This is a genomic window from Kribbella catacumbae DSM 19601 (assembly GCF_000372465.1).
Taxonomy (GTDB): domain Bacteria; phylum Actinomycetota; class Actinomycetes; order Propionibacteriales; family Kribbellaceae; genus Kribbella; species Kribbella catacumbae.
In genome coordinates this window covers 40516-56367 of record NZ_AQUZ01000042.1, presented here as the reverse complement: position 1 = coordinate 56367, position 15852 = coordinate 40516, and the positions used below count along the sequence as shown (strand labels likewise).

Annotated in this window: 13 protein-coding genes; 11 read left to right on the top strand and 2 right to left on the bottom strand. The window is 68.3% G+C overall.

Features of this window, described 5'->3' with window-relative positions:
• Nucleotide 1 precedes the first annotated feature (1 nt).
• From A3ES_RS0132770 to A3ES_RS49235, 10 genes are read left to right on the top strand one after another with little or no spacing between them, the layout of a single operon-like run.
• A complete protein-coding gene (locus A3ES_RS0132770) occupies nt 2-886 on the top strand; it encodes a hypothetical protein (protein WP_026163421.1) in 885 nt (294 codons plus the stop codon).
• A gap of 34 nt (nt 887-920) precedes the next feature.
• Entirely contained in the window at nt 921-2108 is a 1188-nt protein-coding gene (locus tag A3ES_RS0132765) for a hypothetical protein (RefSeq protein ID WP_157630875.1), read from the top strand.
• Nucleotides 2105-2716 carry an acyltransferase gene (locus tag A3ES_RS0132760; protein WP_020391076.1) on the top strand — a complete coding sequence of 204 codons (612 nt, stop codon included), beginning with the start codon at nt 2105-2107 and terminating at the stop codon, nt 2714-2716. The genes A3ES_RS0132765 and A3ES_RS0132760 overlap by 4 nt, the downstream gene beginning before the upstream one ends.
• Complete coding sequence (locus A3ES_RS0132755; protein WP_202806648.1) at nt 2713-3804, top strand: DegT/DnrJ/EryC1/StrS family aminotransferase; 1092 nt, start codon at nt 2713-2715, stop codon at nt 3802-3804. The genes A3ES_RS0132760 and A3ES_RS0132755 overlap by 4 nt, the downstream gene beginning before the upstream one ends.
• A 1-nt stretch (nt 3805) precedes the next feature.
• Nucleotides 3806-4849 carry a Gfo/Idh/MocA family protein gene (locus A3ES_RS0132750; RefSeq protein ID WP_040456122.1) on the top strand — a complete coding sequence of 348 codons (1044 nt, stop codon included), beginning with the start codon at nt 3806-3808 and terminating at the stop codon, nt 4847-4849.
• Nucleotides 4846-5904, top strand: a complete 1059-nt coding sequence (gene wecB / locus A3ES_RS0132745) for a non-hydrolyzing UDP-N-acetylglucosamine 2-epimerase (protein ID WP_020391073.1) — start codon at nt 4846-4848, stop codon at nt 5902-5904. Before A3ES_RS0132750 ends, wecB begins: the two co-directional genes overlap by 4 nt.
• 4 nt (nt 5905-5908) lie before the next feature.
• Complete coding sequence (locus A3ES_RS0132740) at nt 5909-7093, top strand: acyltransferase family protein (RefSeq protein WP_157630874.1); 1185 nt, start codon at nt 5909-5911, stop codon at nt 7091-7093.
• A 25-nt stretch (nt 7094-7118) separates the two neighbouring features.
• Nucleotides 7119-8420, top strand: coding sequence for a nucleotide sugar dehydrogenase (locus A3ES_RS0132735; RefSeq protein WP_020391071.1), 1302 nt, complete (start codon nt 7119-7121; stop codon nt 8418-8420).
• Nucleotides 8417-11023: a glycosyltransferase family 4 protein gene (locus tag A3ES_RS0132730; RefSeq protein ID WP_026163419.1), complete on the top strand. Its 2607-nt coding sequence runs from the start codon at nt 8417-8419 to the stop codon at nt 11021-11023. Before A3ES_RS0132735 ends, A3ES_RS0132730 begins: the two co-directional genes overlap by 4 nt.
• A gap of 7 nt (nt 11024-11030) precedes the next feature.
• Nucleotides 11031-12200 (top strand): glycosyltransferase, encoded by a 1170-nt coding sequence (locus A3ES_RS49235; protein WP_020391069.1) that lies wholly within the window; start codon nt 11031-11033, stop codon nt 12198-12200.
• 33 nt (nt 12201-12233) lie between these two features.
• Here the strand turns inward: A3ES_RS49235 and A3ES_RS0132720 are convergent, their stop codons facing one another.
• Complete coding sequence (locus A3ES_RS0132720; RefSeq protein ID WP_020391068.1) at nt 12234-14201, bottom strand: CocE/NonD family hydrolase; 1968 nt, start codon at nt 14199-14201, stop codon at nt 12234-12236.
• Between the two features lie 424 nt (nt 14202-14625).
• Here A3ES_RS0132720 and A3ES_RS0132715 point away from each other — a divergent pair, with 424 nt between their 5' ends.
• On the top strand, nt 14626-15099 hold the full coding sequence (locus A3ES_RS0132715; protein WP_157630873.1) for a nucleotidyltransferase domain-containing protein: 474 nt from the start codon (nt 14626-14628) through the stop codon (nt 15097-15099).
• 201 nt (nt 15100-15300) lie between these two features.
• Here A3ES_RS0132715 and A3ES_RS0132705 read toward each other — a convergent pair whose 3' ends face one another.
• Nucleotides 15301-15840 carry a helix-turn-helix domain-containing protein gene (locus tag A3ES_RS0132705; protein WP_020391065.1) on the bottom strand — a complete coding sequence of 180 codons (540 nt, stop codon included), beginning with the start codon at nt 15838-15840 and terminating at the stop codon, nt 15301-15303.
• Nucleotides 15841-15852 lie beyond the last annotated feature (12 nt).

Sequence of the window (15852 nt, the reverse complement as noted above, 5' to 3'; positions counted from 1 at the left end):
CATGAAGGTCGTACTCCTGAGCACCCGACGGCTCCCCCCGTCGTACTTCGACACCGTCCGCGCCGACCTAGGCGGCCGCGAAGACCTAGCCCTAGACGTAGTCGCCTGGGTCCCCCCGGCCGGCCCCGTAGACGGCCTGGTCAACAGCTTCACCCTCATCGGCCCCGGCAAGATGCCAGTCGAGGTCGTCCCCCCGGCAGCGCCGGTGGAGGCCCCCGTGGAAGCCGATGAGGTACCGGTTGGGGTCAGCGAGTCAGCCAAGGCTCCTGCGCCTGAGGCGGTCACCGACGAAGCAGCGGTGGAGTCCACAGCGACGGAGGCCGACGAGGTCGCCGAAGGCGACCAGTCCGGCGGGAGCCCCACGGGCGGCCCAACCACCGCCCCCGCCGGCGATGTCGCCGAAGGCGACGAGCTTGGCAGCGCCTCTAGCGGCGAGGCCTCCGCCCTCCCCGCTTCTACTCCCGCCGAGGTCGCCGCAGGCGACGAGGCGGCCGTGAAGGTGGCGCCTGCTGCTTCGAAGCCTGCTGCCAAGCCGCGGCCTACGGGGGCCAAGCGGGTGGTCAAGGCTGCGCAGTGGCGGGCTCGGAAACTGCGGCGGGCCGGTGGGAAGATGTTGCCTGCAGCAATTAAGAAGTCTGGGCCGGTGAAGAAGCTGACGGCCAACCGCAAGGCCGACAACCTGGCAAAGACCTACTGGAACAGGGTTCTCGGTCGGGCCGACGTGATGACCAGGATCGAGCAGGCCGACGTGGTGATCGCGCTGGATGGCGGCTCGGTCTGGGCCGGCTGGCAGGTCGGTCAGCGCAAGCCGCAGACGCCGGTGGTACTCGGCGTACCGGCCGCCCGCCGCGAGCTGGACCGGCTGGTCGGAGCGGGGCAGGAGTGACGAGATGCCGGACCGAGGTGGGGTGGGAGTGCAGGTGACATCTGCGCGGACTCTTCGTGACCACCTGCCGACGCCGATCGCCAGGACCGCGGGTGCGGTCCGGCGACGGCTCAAGGGGCTGCGCTACAGCTATGCGCAGCTGCCTGCCTTCCCGCAGGTGGCGGACACCCCGGTCCGGCTGTTCGTCGGCCCCACCAACAGCGCCGGCCAGGGCTACGCCTGGGCGCGTGCTGCCGGCAGCATCAAAGGCGTCTCCGCGGTCTCCTTCTCGGTGCACCGCAAGGGCCAGTTCCAGTTCGAAGACGACTACGGCGTACCGCTGACCTGGTTCGGTCAGCCGCGCTGGCAGCGAGCCCAGGAGCAGCACGTCCTGGGCTCCTACACCCATGTCCTGATGGAGTCCCTGCGCCCGCTGTTCGGCGCCCGCGGCCTGCAGGACGGGTCATCCGAGCTCCTGCAGCTCAAGGAGGCTGGCATCAAACCGGCGCTCCTCTTCCACGGCTCCGACATCCGCCTGCCGAGCCGCCACGCCAAGCGCGAGCGCTGGTCCCCGTTCACGCCGGGCGACCCACTGACCGACCGGCTCGAGGCTCAGGCAGCGCGCTTCGCCGAGCTGGTCGAAAAGGCCGACGTCCCGGTGTTCGTCTCCACAGTCGACCTACTGGACGACGTACCGACGGCGCAGTGGCTGCCGGTCGCGATCGACCCGGCGCCGTGGCAGCAGGCAGCCCGTCCCCTCTTTTCTACCGACCGGCCGGTCGTCGTACACGTCCCGTCCAGCGCGCAGCTCAAGGGCAGCGACCGGATCGACGAGGTACTGACCGCGCTGGCCGACCGCGGCGTGGTCGAGTACAGGCGGATCAGCGGCGTCACCCACGACCGGATGCCGGCCGTGATCGGCGACGCCGACATCGTCGTCGACCAGCTCCGGATCGGCCTGTACGGCGTGGCCGCCGCCGAGGCGCTGGCCGCCGGACGTTTGGTTGTTTCTTACGTCGGTTCGGCGGTTCGCGATCGGATGCGTAGTCTGGCTGGGCGCGAGGTGCCCATCGTCGAGGCGGATCCCGATTCGCTCGGCGCTGTCATCACCGATCTGCTCTCCGACCGTACGGCGGCCGCCGAGCAGGCCGCCGCGGGCCCCGCCTTCGTGGCGGAGCTGCACGACGGGCGACGCTCCGCCCTTGCACTCACCGATTGGCTTGACCCGAAGGAGACCTTGTGACGTCCCGGATCGCAGCGTCGGCAGACGTCGACGAGACCGCGCAGATCGGCGCCGGATCGTCCGTCTGGAACCTGTCCCAGATCCGCGAGAACGCGGTCCTGGGCAAGAACTGCATCATCGGCCGCGGCGCCTACGTCGGCACCGGCGTGACGATGGGCGACAACTGCAAGATCCAGAACGACGCCCTCGTCTACGAGCCGGCCGTGCTCGAGGACGGCGTCTTCATCGGACCCGCGGTTGTCCTGACCAACGACCACTTCCCGCGCGCGATCAACCCGGACGGCACGCAGAAGAGCGCGTCGGACTGGGACGCCGTCGGTGTGACGCTGCGCACGGGCAGTGCGGTCGGCGCTCGTTCGGTCTGCGTGGCACCGGTCACCATCGGCCGCTGGGCCACCGTCGCCGCGGGTGCTGTGGTCACCAAGGACGTGCCAGACTTCGCGCTGGTCGCGGGGGTCCCGGCCCGCCGGATCAAGTGGGTCGGCAAGGCAGGCGTGCCGTTGCTGGATGTCGGCAACGGCGACTGGAAATGCCCGACGACGGGCGAGATGTACATCGAAACAGACGGACGGCTGCGGCCGGCCGACGAAAACATGGAGGAGAACTGATGGTGCAGCCGATTCCGGCCGCGAAGCCGATCATCGGGCAGGAGGAGCGGGAGGCAGTCGACCGTGTGATGCGCAGCGGAATGCTCGCCCAGGGTCCTGAGGTCGCTTCGTTCGAGCAGGAGTTCGGCGCAGCGCTGGTCTCCGGTCGAGCCTGCGTCGCGACGAACTCGGGCACCTCGGGTCTGCACCTCGGCCTACTGGCCGCGGGCGTCGGTCCGGGCGACGAGGTCATCGTCCCCTCCTTCACCTTCGCCGCGACCGCGAACAGCGTCGCGCTGACCGGCGCGACCCCGGTCTTCGTCGACATCGAGCCGACGTACTTCTGCCTGAGCCCGGCTGCCGTCGAGGCCGCGATCACGGACAAGACCAAGGCGATCATGCCGGTGCACCTGTTCGGCCACCCGGCCAACATGACCGAGCTGGGCGCGATCGCCGCCAAGCACGGCCTGCACCTGTACGAGGACGCCGCGCAGGCGCACGGCGCGACCTGGAACGGCGCACCGGTCGGCACCTTCGGCGAGTTCGCCATGTTCAGCCTGTACCCGACCAAGAACATGACGTCGGGCGAGGGCGGCATGAATTCGGTCGCGAACGCCGACCTCGAGCGCCGGATGCGGCTCTACCGCAACCAGGGCATGCTCAAGCAGTACGAGAACGAGGTCGTCGGCCTGAACAACCGGATGACCGACCTGCACGCAGCCATCGGCCGCGTCCAGCTCACCAAGGTCGGCGGCTGGACCAAGCAGCGCCAGGAGAACGCGACCTTCCTGGACGCGAACCTGCAGGGCGTGGCCGTTCCGACGGTGGCCCCCGAGGCGACGCACGTCTACCACCAGTACACGATCCGGGTGACCGAGGACCGCGACGGCTTCGCTGACGCGCTGCGCAACGAGCACGGTGTCGGCTGCGGTGTCTACTACCCGATCCCGAACCACCGTCTCCCCTCCTTCAAGCGTGAGCTGGACCTGCCGGAGACCGAGAAGGCCGCCGCCGAGGTGCTCTCGCTGCCGGTCCACCCCTCGCTGTCCGAGGAAGACCTGCACCGGATCGTGACCGCTGTCGCGACCGTCGCGAAGGCAGGTGCCTGAGATGGCGAACCTTCGTGCCGGACTGATCGGCCTGGGCATGATGGGCCGTCACCACGCCCGCGTGCTGGGCTCCCTCGAGGGCGTCGACCTGGTCGCCGTCGCCGACCCGGGTGGTGACAAGCACGGCGTGGCCAACGGCCTGCCGGTGCACGAGAACGTCGAGCAGCTGATCGCGGCCGGCATCGACTACTGCATGGTCGCGGTGCCGACGCAGTACCACACCGAGATCGCCAAGGCGCTGGCCGAGGCCGGCGTGCACGCGATGATCGAGAAGCCGCTGGCCGGCTCCTCCGCGGAGGCGGCGGAGATCGCCAAGGCCTTCGAGGCAGCCGGTGTGATCGGCGCGGTCGGCCACATCGAGCGGTACAACCCGGCGCTGCAGGCGCTGCGGGTCCGCCTCGAGGCCGGCGAGCTGGGTGACATCTACCAGATCACCACTCGCCGTCAGGGCCCGTTCCCGGCCCGCATCGCCGACGTCGGCGTGGTGCTCGACCTAGCCACCCACGACATCGACCTGACCGCCTGGGTGACCCAGTCGCCGTTCGCCTCGGTGTCCGCGCAGAGCGCGCACAAGAGCGGCCGGCAGTACGAGGACCTGATCGCCGTCACCGGCAAGCTGCAGGACGGCACCGTGACCAGCCACCTCATCAACTGGCTGTCCCCGATGAAGGAGCGGCTGACCGTCGTCACCGGTGAGCGCGGAGCGTTCATCGCCGACACCCTGACGGCCGACCTGTCCTTCCACGCCAACGGCACCGTGCAGACCGCCTGGGACGACGTCGCGCACTTCCGCGGTGTCAGCGAGGGCGACATGATCCGCTACGCGATCGCCAAGCCCGAGCCGCTGAAGGCGGAGCACGAGGCGTTCCGCGACGCGATCCTGGGCAAGGAGACCGACATCGTCACCCTGCACCAGGGGCTGGCCACCGTCGTCGTCGCCGAGGCCGTGATCGCGTCCGCCGCCGAGGACGGCAAGTCCGTCCGGCTGACCGACGCGCTGACCGGTGCGCTGGTCTCCGAGAGTGCTGGAGCCGCGCAGTCATGAAGGTCCTCAGCGTCGTCGGGGCCCGCCCGCAGTTCGTCAAGCTCGCCCCGATCGCGGAGGCGTTCGCCGCCACCGACCACGAGCACGTGATCGTGCACACGGGCCAGCACTACGACAAGAACATGTCCGACGTGTTCTTCGCCGACCTGTTGATCCCGGCCCCCGACGTCCACCTGGGCGTCGGGTCGGGCAGTCACGGTGTCCAGACCGGCGCGATGCTGGCCGCGATGGACGCCGTACTGGACGAGCACCGCCCAGACTGGGTGCTGGTCTACGGCGACACCAACTCGACCCTGGCCGGCACCTTGTCGGCGGTGAAGATGCACCTGCCGGTCGCGCACCTCGAGGCCGGCCTGCGCTCCTTCAACCGGTCGATGCCGGAGGAGCACAACCGGGTGCTCACCGACCACGCGGCGGACATCCTGCTGGCCCCGACCGAGGTGGCGATGGGCCACCTCGCCAACGAGGGTCTGAAGGATCGTGCCCGGCTGGTCGGCGACGTCATGACGGATGTCTGCTTCCGGGTCCGTGACGCGGTGAAGGACCAGCCGCTGGATCTGCCGGACGGCCTCAAGCGCGGCGAGTACCTGGTCTCCACGATCCACCGCGCCGACAACACCGACGACCCGGCGCAGCTGGCCGCGATCGTCGACGGCCTGGCTTCGCTGGACACCCCGGTGCTGCTGCTGGCACACCCGCGTCTGGTCGCGCGCTGCGCCGAGTTCGGCATCAAGCTGGAGCGTCCGGGCGGTTCGCTGCACACCGCGGAGCCGCTGGCCTACCCGCAGATGGTCGCGGCGGTGCTCGGCTCGGTCGGTGTGGTGACGGACTCGGGTGGTCTGCAGAAGGAGGCCTTCCTGCTCGGTACGCCGTGCACGACGCTGCGCACGGAGACCGAGTGGACCGAGACCCTCGAGGACGGCTGGAACGTGCTCACCATGGATCTCGGCAAGCTCCCCGAGCTTGCTGTCCGGCCGGTTCCGACCGCCGCCCAGGCCGCGCCGTATGGCGATGGTCAGGCTGCCGGTCGCGTCGTCGCTGCCCTCGCGGGATAGCGACATGACGAAGGCCGCCGAGGAAAAAAAGGGGCAGGAAGAGGTCGCACCCGCGCCGTTGGCTCACGACGAGCCACCGGCGCAGGTCCCGGCCGATCCTGCCGCCGCAGCACCCCGGATCCGGTTGCCGCGGGTCGAGTCGCTCACCGGTTTGCGCTGGTGGGCGGCGTTCTTCGTGTTCGCCCATCACATGACGAACCTCGCGCCGCTGCCGATCCACAAGTTCCTCAAGTACGGCACCTCCGGCGTCACGTTCTTCTTCGTCCTGTCGGGTTTCGTGCTGACCTGGTCGGCCCGGCCGCAAACGAAGGTCGGGACCTTCTACCGGCGCCGGTTCGCCCGGATCTGGCCGGCCCACGCGGTCGCGTTGCTGGTCGCGGTCTTCGTCTTCTACCGGTTCGACCCGGATCCGACGATGAGCTGGATCAAGCCGTTCGAGATCGGCGTCCTGCTGCTCACCCTGGTGCTGCTGCAGGGCTGGTCGAACGACCCGACCGTCCTGTACGCCGGGAACCCGGCGTCCTGGACGTTGTCGGTGGAAGCGTTCTTCTACGCGTACTTCCCGTTCGTCTGGCGGGCCACCCAGCGGCTGAAGCTGGCCGGCGGCCTGATCCTGTGCGTGGCCGTCGTCGTGATCGGCGGCGCGTACAAGCTGATCCTGTTCCACAACCCAGGCGTCGTGCCGGTTCTGCCGCAGCCGGTGCTGCACTCGGTCGCGTTCCTGTTCGGTATCGGACTGGCGATCGCGCTGCGGTCGGGCTGGCGGCCGTGGATCCCGTTCCCGGTGGCGTTCGCCATCTTCTCGGTCGGGATCTACACGCTCTACTACTCCGGCGTGCATGCCAAGACGTTCCCGCTCGCCACCACGATGGGGCTCACCCAGAAGGAGATCCTCACCGTTCTGTACGGCGTACTGATCCTGGCGGTCGCCTCCCGCGACCTGAGGGGCGGCCGGTCCTGGCTGCGCAGCAAGCCCCTGGTCGCGCTCGGCCAGTGGTCGTACTCCTTCTACCTGGTGCACGCCACCATCCTGTACGCGATCAAGGAGTTCCACGGCGTGGCCGGCCCGATCGGCTGGGCCAACCTGACCTGGTACGCCGGTGTCCTGGTGCTCTCGATCTTCGCCTCCTGGCTGCTCTACAAGTTCGTTGAGCACCCGCTCGAGCGGCGCCTGCGAGGTCCCCGATGAATGATTCATACCCAGTGGAGTTTCCGTGCGAGTAGCAGTAGTTGCCCTAGGCAAGATCGGACTGCCGTTGGCGGTCCAGTTCGCGACCAAGGGCCACCAAGTGGTCGGCGTCGACATCAACCAGGGTCTGGTCGACCAGGTCAACGCCGGGCAGGAGCCGTTCCCCGGTGAGGCGCACCTGGCCGAGCTGCTGGCCGAGACCGTCGCCGACGGCCGGCTGCGGGCGACCACCGACTACGCGGACGCCATCCCCGGCAGCGATGCCGTGGTCATCGTCGTCCCGCTGTTCGTGGACGAGAAGACCGGTGAGCCGGAGTTCGGCTGGATGGAGAACGCGACCCGTTCACTGGCCGAGCACCTGTCCCCGGGCACCCTGGTCAGCTACGAGACCACGCTGCCGGTCGGGACCACCCGGACCCGCTGGAAGCCGCTGATCGAGGAGGTCTCCGGCCTCAGCGAGGGCACCGACTTCCACCTGGTCTTCTCCCCGGAGCGGGTGCTGACCGGTCGCGTCTTCGCGGACCTGCGCAAATACCCGAAGCTGGTCGGCGGCCTGTCCGAGGAAGGCGCCAAGCGCGCCATCTCGTTCTACGAGTCCGTCCTCGACTTCGACGAGCGCGCCGACCTGCCGCGCGGCAATGGCGTCTGGGATCTCGGTTCGGCCGAGGCCTCGGAGCTGGCCAAGCTGGCGGAGACCACCTACCGCGACGTCAACATCGGCCTGGCGAACCAGTTCGCCCGGTTCGCCTCGGCGAACGGCATCGACGTGCACCAGGTGATCGAGGCCTCGAACTCGCAGCCCTACAGCCACATCCACCGGCCCGGCATCGCCGTCGGCGGCCACTGCATCCCGGTCTACCCGCGGCTGTATCTGTGGACCGACCCGGAAGCGACCGTCGTCCGCGCCGCCCGCGAGGCGAACCTCGGGATGCCCGACTACACCATCGGCCTGCTCGAGGGCGCGTACGGCGACCTGACCGGCGCGCGCGTGGTCGTGCTCGGTGCGTCGTACCGCGGTTCGGTGAAGGAGACCGCCTTCTCGGGTGTCTTCCCGGCCGTGGAGGCGCTCAAGTCCCGCGGCGCCGAGGTGTTCGTGCACGACCCGATGTACACCGATGAAGAGCTGCAGGGCCTGGGCTTCACGCCGTACCACCTGGGTGAGGCCGCCGACGCGGCCGTGCTGCAGGCCGACCACCCGGAGTACAAGCAGCTGACCCCGGCCGAGCTGCCGGGCGTGCAGGTGCTGGTCGACGGTCGCGACGCGACCGACGCGGCTCGCTGGGCGGGTGTCCGTCGGATCGTGATCGGAAGGTCGGTGCGTCAGTGACGCGTTCCCCGGAAGAACTTCGGGTGGTGATGCTCGTTGCGAACGAGGTCACCAACGACAGCCGGGTCCGCAAAGAGGCTGCAGCGTTGGCCGAGGCCGGAGTACAGGTCACTGTGCTCGGGGTCTCGGCCAACGGCCGCCAGTCCCGGGAGATGCTCGACGGCGCGATGGTCGTGCGCGTGGCAGTCCCGTTCATCCTGCGTGATGAGAGGAAGGCCAGCCGGAAGAAGCGTCGCGACTGGCGGCCGCCGCTGATCGGCTACCCGACCAAGCGCGCCTACATGGCTCGCAGCCATCGGGTGTCGGCCGGGCTCAAGGAGCTGAAGGCCGACTCAGGTCACGCCATCAAGGCCAAGAAGGGCGGTCCCGCCGGCCAGCTGGCCTTCAAGGCCGGCGTCTTCACCCGGCTCGCACGCAGGGTCGGCTGGCAGGCTGCCCGGCGGGGGATCTGGGTCCGCAAGGGTCTGGGCAACCAGCTGGACCAGCCGTTCAAGTCCGCCTGGCGGGTCTGGGACGGCGTGAACCACCGGATGACCTGGCCGGCTCGGTGGCGGCGAGTGCACCCGGAGGCGATCGACCTCGAGCTCGCGTTCGGCGACCTGATCGACCGGCTCGAGCCGGACGTGGTGCACGCGCACGACATGCACGTGATCGGTGTGGCCGCTCGCGCGGCCGGCCGGGCCAAGCTGCGTGGCAAGGACCTGAAGGTCGTGTACGACGCGCACGAGTACGTGCCCGGCATCGCCCGGTACGGCTCGCGCACGCGCAAGTACATCGCCGCCTGGGCGAACCACGAGCGTGAGTACATCGGTGCCGCCGACCGCGTCGTCACCGTCAGCTCGGCGATCGCCGACCGGCTGGAGCGTGAGCACAAGCTCGCGCACAAGCCCGAGGTCATCCTGAACACCCCGGACATTCCCGAGTCGGTCGAGATCGAGCGGGACATCCGGAGCAAGGTCCGGCTGCCCGCCGAGGTTCCGTTGCTGGTCTACAGCGGCGGGATCACCGCGGTGCGTGGGATCGAGACCGCGATCGAGGCGCTGCCGAGCATGCCCGGCGTGCACCTCGCGATCGTCGCGGTCCCCTCGCCGAAGCAGCCGGCCGTCGACGTACTGCGCAAGCTCGCGGACAAGCTCGGCGTCGAGGACCGGATGCACTACCTGCACCCGGTGGCGCCTGCGGAGGTGACGGCCTTCCTGGCGACGGCGGACGCCGGCATCATCCCGATGCTGCGCGCGCCCAACCACGAGATGGCGATGCCGAACAAGCTGTTCGAGTACAGCCTGGGTGGTCTGCCGGTGCTGGTCAGCGACATGGCCAGCATGAAGGAGTTCGTCAACCGGACTGGGATCGGGGAGGTCTTCCAGGCTGCGAACAGTGCTGACCTGGCGGAGAAGGCGAAGCTGTTGCTGAGCCGGCCCGACACCTACCGAGAGCGGATCGCCGATCCGGCGTACAAGCAGGAAGCGGCGTGGAGTGGGCAGGCCGAGAAGCTGCGCGCGCTCTACACCGAGATGCTCGGCCGGACCCAGCTGGAGCCGGTGCTGGACACCGACTCCGAGGCGCCCGGACGGCGGCTGCTGGTCGGACCGGTCAACAGCGCCGGCCAGGCCTACCTGTGGACGAGTGCGGTGGCTCGGGAAGTCCCGAGCATCGCTGCGGAGTCGCTGACCACGGGCAGCGGCAAGTACGACTTCAAGGTGCACCGCACCGGGACGTACGAGCAGTACCGCGAGGACCTGCGCTGGCAGCTGGAGCTGACCGCGTGGGCGCTGCAGAACGTCACCCACGTGCTGTTCGAGGCGGGCCGGCCGATGTTCGGTCAGCTGCCCGGGCAGATGTGGGACCAGGACGTTCCGATGCTCGACGCGGCCGGCATCAAGCACGGTCTGGTCTTCCACGGGTCCGAGGTCCGCGACCCGGCCCGGCACCGGGCGAAGTACCAGTTCTCGCCGTTCGCGGACCGGACCGACGAGCTGACCATGCGGCTGCAGGCGGCCAACGACCTGCTCCGCAAGCACCTGGTCAAGTACGAGGGCCCGCGGTTCGTCACCACGCCCGACCTGCTCGAGTACGTCGAGGAGAGCGAGTGGCTGCCGGTCGTCGTGAGCCCCGACGACCTGGCCTCCACGGTGCCGGTGATGGACCGTGAGGTGCCGGTCGTGCTGCACGCGCCGTCGGCGAGTGCGCTGAAGGGTTCGGTGTTCGTCGACCCGGTACTGACTGCGCTCGATGCTCGCGGCGTGATCAAGTACCAGCGGGTGCAGGGCGTTCCGCACCCGGAGCTGATGGCGATGGTCAAGGAGGCGGACATCGTCGTCGACCAGATGCTGCTCGGCTCGTACGGCGTCTTCGCGTGCGAGGCGATGGCGGCCGGCCGGACGACGGTCGGGCACGTGGCGGATCACGTCCGCGACCTGCTGCCGACCGAGCTTCCGATCGTGGAGGCGACGCCGGACGACCTGGCCGAGGTGATCGAGCGGCTCGTGGCCGAGCGGGAGGAAGCCCGCAAGATCGCGGACGCCGGACCGCGGTACGTCCGGGAGTTGCACGATGGCCGGAAGTCGGTCGACGTGCTGTTGTCCTTCCTGGGTGGCCGATGAAGGTGACATGCGAGTACTGATGGTTGCGCAGTCCCCGATCGCCGGGGACTCGCGCATCCTGCGCGAAGCCGCGGCGCTGACAGCGGCCGGCCACTCGGTTCACGTGGTCGGTCGCGACGTGCCGGAGGGCTTCGCCATGGAGGGCGGAGCGACCGTCGAGTCGGTCTCCCGCTCAGCCGGTCTGCGCGGTGGGAACGGCGGCCCCGCGGTGGGCCATGGGCGACAAGGCGTCAAGGTGCTCGTGCAGCGGTTCGGTCGGTGGTTGTTGCTGCCCGAGCATCGGCTGCGTACCGAGAAGCAGTGGCGTACTGCGGCCGCTGCTCGGCTGGCGGCGCTGGAGCCGTTCGAGGTGGTGCATGCGCACGACTTCAACACTCTGGAGCTGGCTGCCTCGTTTGCGTCTGAGTGGTCGGCGACGCTGGTCTACGACAGTCATGAGTTGTGGTTCGACCGTGCCCTGCCAGGGCGGCCGACGCCGCTGTGGCGGATCCGTGGGCGGCGCTTTGAGCTCGGCCTGGCCCGTCAGGCGCGCGTGGTCTTCACGGTCAGCGACGGGATCGCTGCCCGGTTGCGTGAGCGCGGCCTGCCCGATGTACGCGTCATCCGCAACACGTTCCCTCGCGCCTCAGCGGTTGCAGAACTGCCTTCATCGCCGGCCGGCCTGCTGTACGCCGGCCGCGTCGGCGCGGGCCGAGACCTGCCGGCCGTCGTCGAGGCGGCTCGCCAGCTCGCGCCGTTCCCGACGCTGCTGATGGGCTCGGTCGACCCGAACTACCGGCTCGGCCTCGGCCCGGTGCAGAAGGTCCCGGAGACGTCGATCGACGAGGTGGACCGGGTCCTGCAGGACTCGGGGATTTCCCTTGTCACGTTGACGAATACGTGCGAGAACCACCGCCTCGCCTTACCGAACAAGCTGTTCCACGCAGTACGCGCCGGAGTACCGGTGGTGGCAGCGGATCTCCCCGAGTTGCGAGCTGTCATCACGAAGTACCACCTGGGAACTTTGTACGAGCCCGGCAACGCGGCATCGCTGGCCGCAGCCGTGCGTTCCCTGATCGCGGACTACGCCGGCTACGTCGCCGGAGTACGGGCTGCGGCCGACGAACTGAACTGGGAGCACGACGCCGAGCTCCTGGTGGCGGCCTATTCGAGCCTGGCTGCGACCGCTGCTAGCTGAGAAGGCCCCGGCATCGCTGCCGGGGCCCTCCTGTTAACGCGAGGCTTCTACGAACTGTTCCATCAGTTTGACTGGGTCCTTCTCTGGCTCGGGCTGAGCCAGGTCAGTGGCCGGGACCCGCGCCTGCGGTGACTCGGGTGAGGTCAGGCTGGCGGTCGCTCCGGTGAGCGGCAGCGTCAGCGACGACTTGGCCGGGTCCAGCGTGAGTGTCGCGCCGGTGAAGGGCACCGACGGGTTGTCGGGTTCGACGGTCAGTACCAGGCCGAGCCGGTGGCCGGCCGCGAACACGACATCGTCCGCGTTCAGCTCGAAGGTCAGGTCGTACCACTTGCCGGACTGCAGCGAGACCTTCTCGTCCAGCGACTTGTAGTGGCCGACGTCAGCAAGCGTCCGGACCACGACCGCGGCGTCCGAGACGGCCGTGTTGATCTTGGTGTCGGGGTAGCAGCCGGTGTCGAGAGTATTGCCGTCACCCCAGCAGGTGCTGGTGTTCGCGACGTTGGTGATGTTCGTGTACCTGGTCGCGGTGCCGTAGTCGACCAGCCGGGCTTTGATGCCTGCGGCAACCTTGTTGGACTTGACCCGGACCGTCACCTTGCCGGTACCGGAGATCCGGACGGGTTGCGCCAGATCGTTGCTCAGGAACACCGCACGGTCCGGCCGCGGGGTGGTCGGGTTGAGGACGACAGAGTCCACCGACTCCTTGCTCGTACCGGTGAAGCTGATCGGGTCGCTGGACGCTGCGGCGATGGACAGGCCACCGGTATTGGCGCCAAGCGGCTTGCTCAGCGACAACTTGGTGCTCTTCGCCCCGGCTGCAGGCCAACGGGCCTCGGTGGTGAAGCTGCCGTCTTCACGCTGGAGCGTTGCCTGCGGGCTCTTCATCACGTTGTTCTGCAGGCCCTGCAGCCAGTAGTCGAACCACGGATGCAGCTGGTCGACGTACGCCTGACGGAAGCTGAAGCCGTCCAGGTGCACACCCTGGTGCAGGAAGATCTTCCGCGGTACGCCGTTCTTGACCAGCTCGTCCCACCACTCGCCGAAGTGCCGGGTCTTCACGTTCTCGTCGTTGAGGCCGTGGATCACGAAGACCGAAGCCTTCACCTTGCGCGCGTCGAGGTTGTAGTTGCGCGGATCCCACCAGCGGCTGTAGCTACCGGTACGGGTGTCGGAGTCCTGCTCGATCTCGTCGGTCAGCTCGACGCATCGGGGGCTGGCGTCGTTGCTGACGTAGTCGTGCAGGAAGCCCATGTACTCGTCGTAGAAGGGCACTCCGTGGCCGCGGGTGTAGTCGTACCAACTGGAGATCGCGGCGATCGGCACGATCGTCTCGAGCCCCTTCACGCCGGTACTGGCGACCGAGTTGGCGATGGTGCCGTTCCACGAAGTACCGATCATCCCGGCCTTGCCGGTCGACCAGTCGGCCTTCGTCGGTACGCCGGCCGGCGTGCGGCCGGGAACCCGGTTGTTCAGCCAGTCGATGACGGCCTTGGTCCCGCGCACCTCGAAGTCGGCGCCGACGTCGCTGCACCCGGTCGAGCGGAACGTGCCCGGCATGTCGACGAAGGCGACGGCGTACCCACGCGGTACGAAGTAGTTGTCGAGCCAGCTCGGGAAGACCTGCCGGGTCCCGTTGGCGTCGAAGTAGGTGGCCGGGTTGCTGGCGTAGTACGGCGAAGCCTGGATGATCACCGGGATGTCGATCCCGGCCTGAGCCGCCTCGCCCGGCCGGACGATGTCGACGGTGATCTGGTCGGTGATTCCGTTGGCGTCCGCGTCGACGCCCGGCACGTCGACCTGGACGCGCTCATGGATCGCGTTCTCGTAGTCGTAGGCGGCGACGGTCTGAGTCCCCTGAACGAACGGCTTGGCGATCGGCTTGGCAGCCTCCGCGGGTGTGTCGGGCCGGGCCGTCGCGGTCAGCGAAGCCATCGGCACGAGCGCGGCGGCAGCCAGCAGGCCGACCCCACTCCGGAACGCGGTTCTTCGAGCTCTGCGCATGCGTGTCTCTCCCCTATGGGCGGATGGGCAAAGGCACGACAGCCCTCCCTCGACAGGGCCGTTGTGATGGACGCACCTTAAGCAGAACCTGACACCGTTGTCTCCACAAATCCCACCCACCCGATCACAACGCGTACAGATCACGGGAAATACTTCGTCCCGCCCATGATCGACTCACGTAGTCCCGCCGTTACAGTCGGCACTTTTCTGCCGGTATCGGCACTATAATGCCGATGTCGGCAGAAAAGTGTGGGGAGGCGCAATGGACCTGTCACAACCGATCAGCACTGCTATCCCGACTCTCGACGGGCCGGTGCTCGCTGTTCTGGCTCGGACCGAGCAACCACTCACGGGAAGCCGAATTCACCAGCTGGCCGCGAGCGGGAGTGAAACCGGAACCCGCAGAGTGCTACGCCGTCTGACCATGACCGGCCTCGTATCCGCCACTCAAGTCGGCTCCAGCGTGCAGTACTCGCTGAATCGTGAGCACCTGGCCGCCGCGGCCATCATCGAACTTGCCACGCTGCGAAGGCGGCTGATCCAGGAGATCATGGACGCGATCGGGCAGTGGGCCCAGCATCCAATCCACGCAAGCCTTTTCGGGTCGGCGGCCCGAGGCGACGGTGATCTCGACAGTGATGTCGACCTGTTGATCGTCCACGGTTTCGATGACCCGCCACCGGAGTGGTCGGAGCAGATCGACCAGCTCGGCGACCGAGTGCACCGCTGGTCAGGCAACTTCATGCAGACCTACGAACTCAGCACGGCCGGACTTGCCGATCATCTCCGTGCCGGCGAACCGATCGTCGACGAATGGCTCCGCGACTGCATCACTGTCTACGGGCTCGACTTCCGCAGGCTTCGCGCCGAGATCAGCAAGGATGTGGTGACCCGTTGACGCCGCCGAAAGGCCGGACGCAGGAGTGCAACCGCGCTCAGGCGCATGGTGTTCGTCAATCCTCAGCAGGCCAAGACCGCTATCCGACATGCGACAACGCTCGTCGACGGTGCGGCCGCGCTCGTCGTCCAAGGCTGACTACCCGCCAAGGTTTCGGCCTCCACGGGTTCCGGGTACGCACGCGTGGGCGTAGTACTGGCTTCAGCGGTGGCTGGTGATTCTTGTGTAGTAGGTGCGGGCGTCCTGGGTGCGGCCGGCACCTAGTACTCGCAGGGCCTCCGCTAGGTCGGGGTAGTGGTCCTCCAGCAGTTCGGCGGCTCCTTGGAGGTCGCTTGCGGAGGCTATGTCGCGGAGTAGCGACTGGATGGCTACGACCGGGTCGGCGGAGGTCGCTGGGCCGGCTGGGGTCTCTCTGCCCTGGTCGACGGTGAGTGTCGATCGCTGGGCTCCCCGGATCTCGTCCAGTCGGCGGGTCTGCTCAGCCAGTGGCAGGTTGTCCCAGCCTGGCTCGTTGACCGTTGCTTCCAGTTGGAGCAGGCGCGACAGTACGGTCGGGTTGCTGATCTTGGCGCGCTGGCCGGACATCAGTTGCGAGAGCATGGGCGCGGACAGGCCGAGTACGCCGGCGAGTTGAGCCTGGGAGAGGTCGAGACGACCGAGTAGGCGACGAAACCGTTCTCCCAGCGGTTCGCCGTACCACTCCAGCTGGAGCTTGAGGTTCCGTGCGTACAGGTCGGTCATGGGCAGATCTGG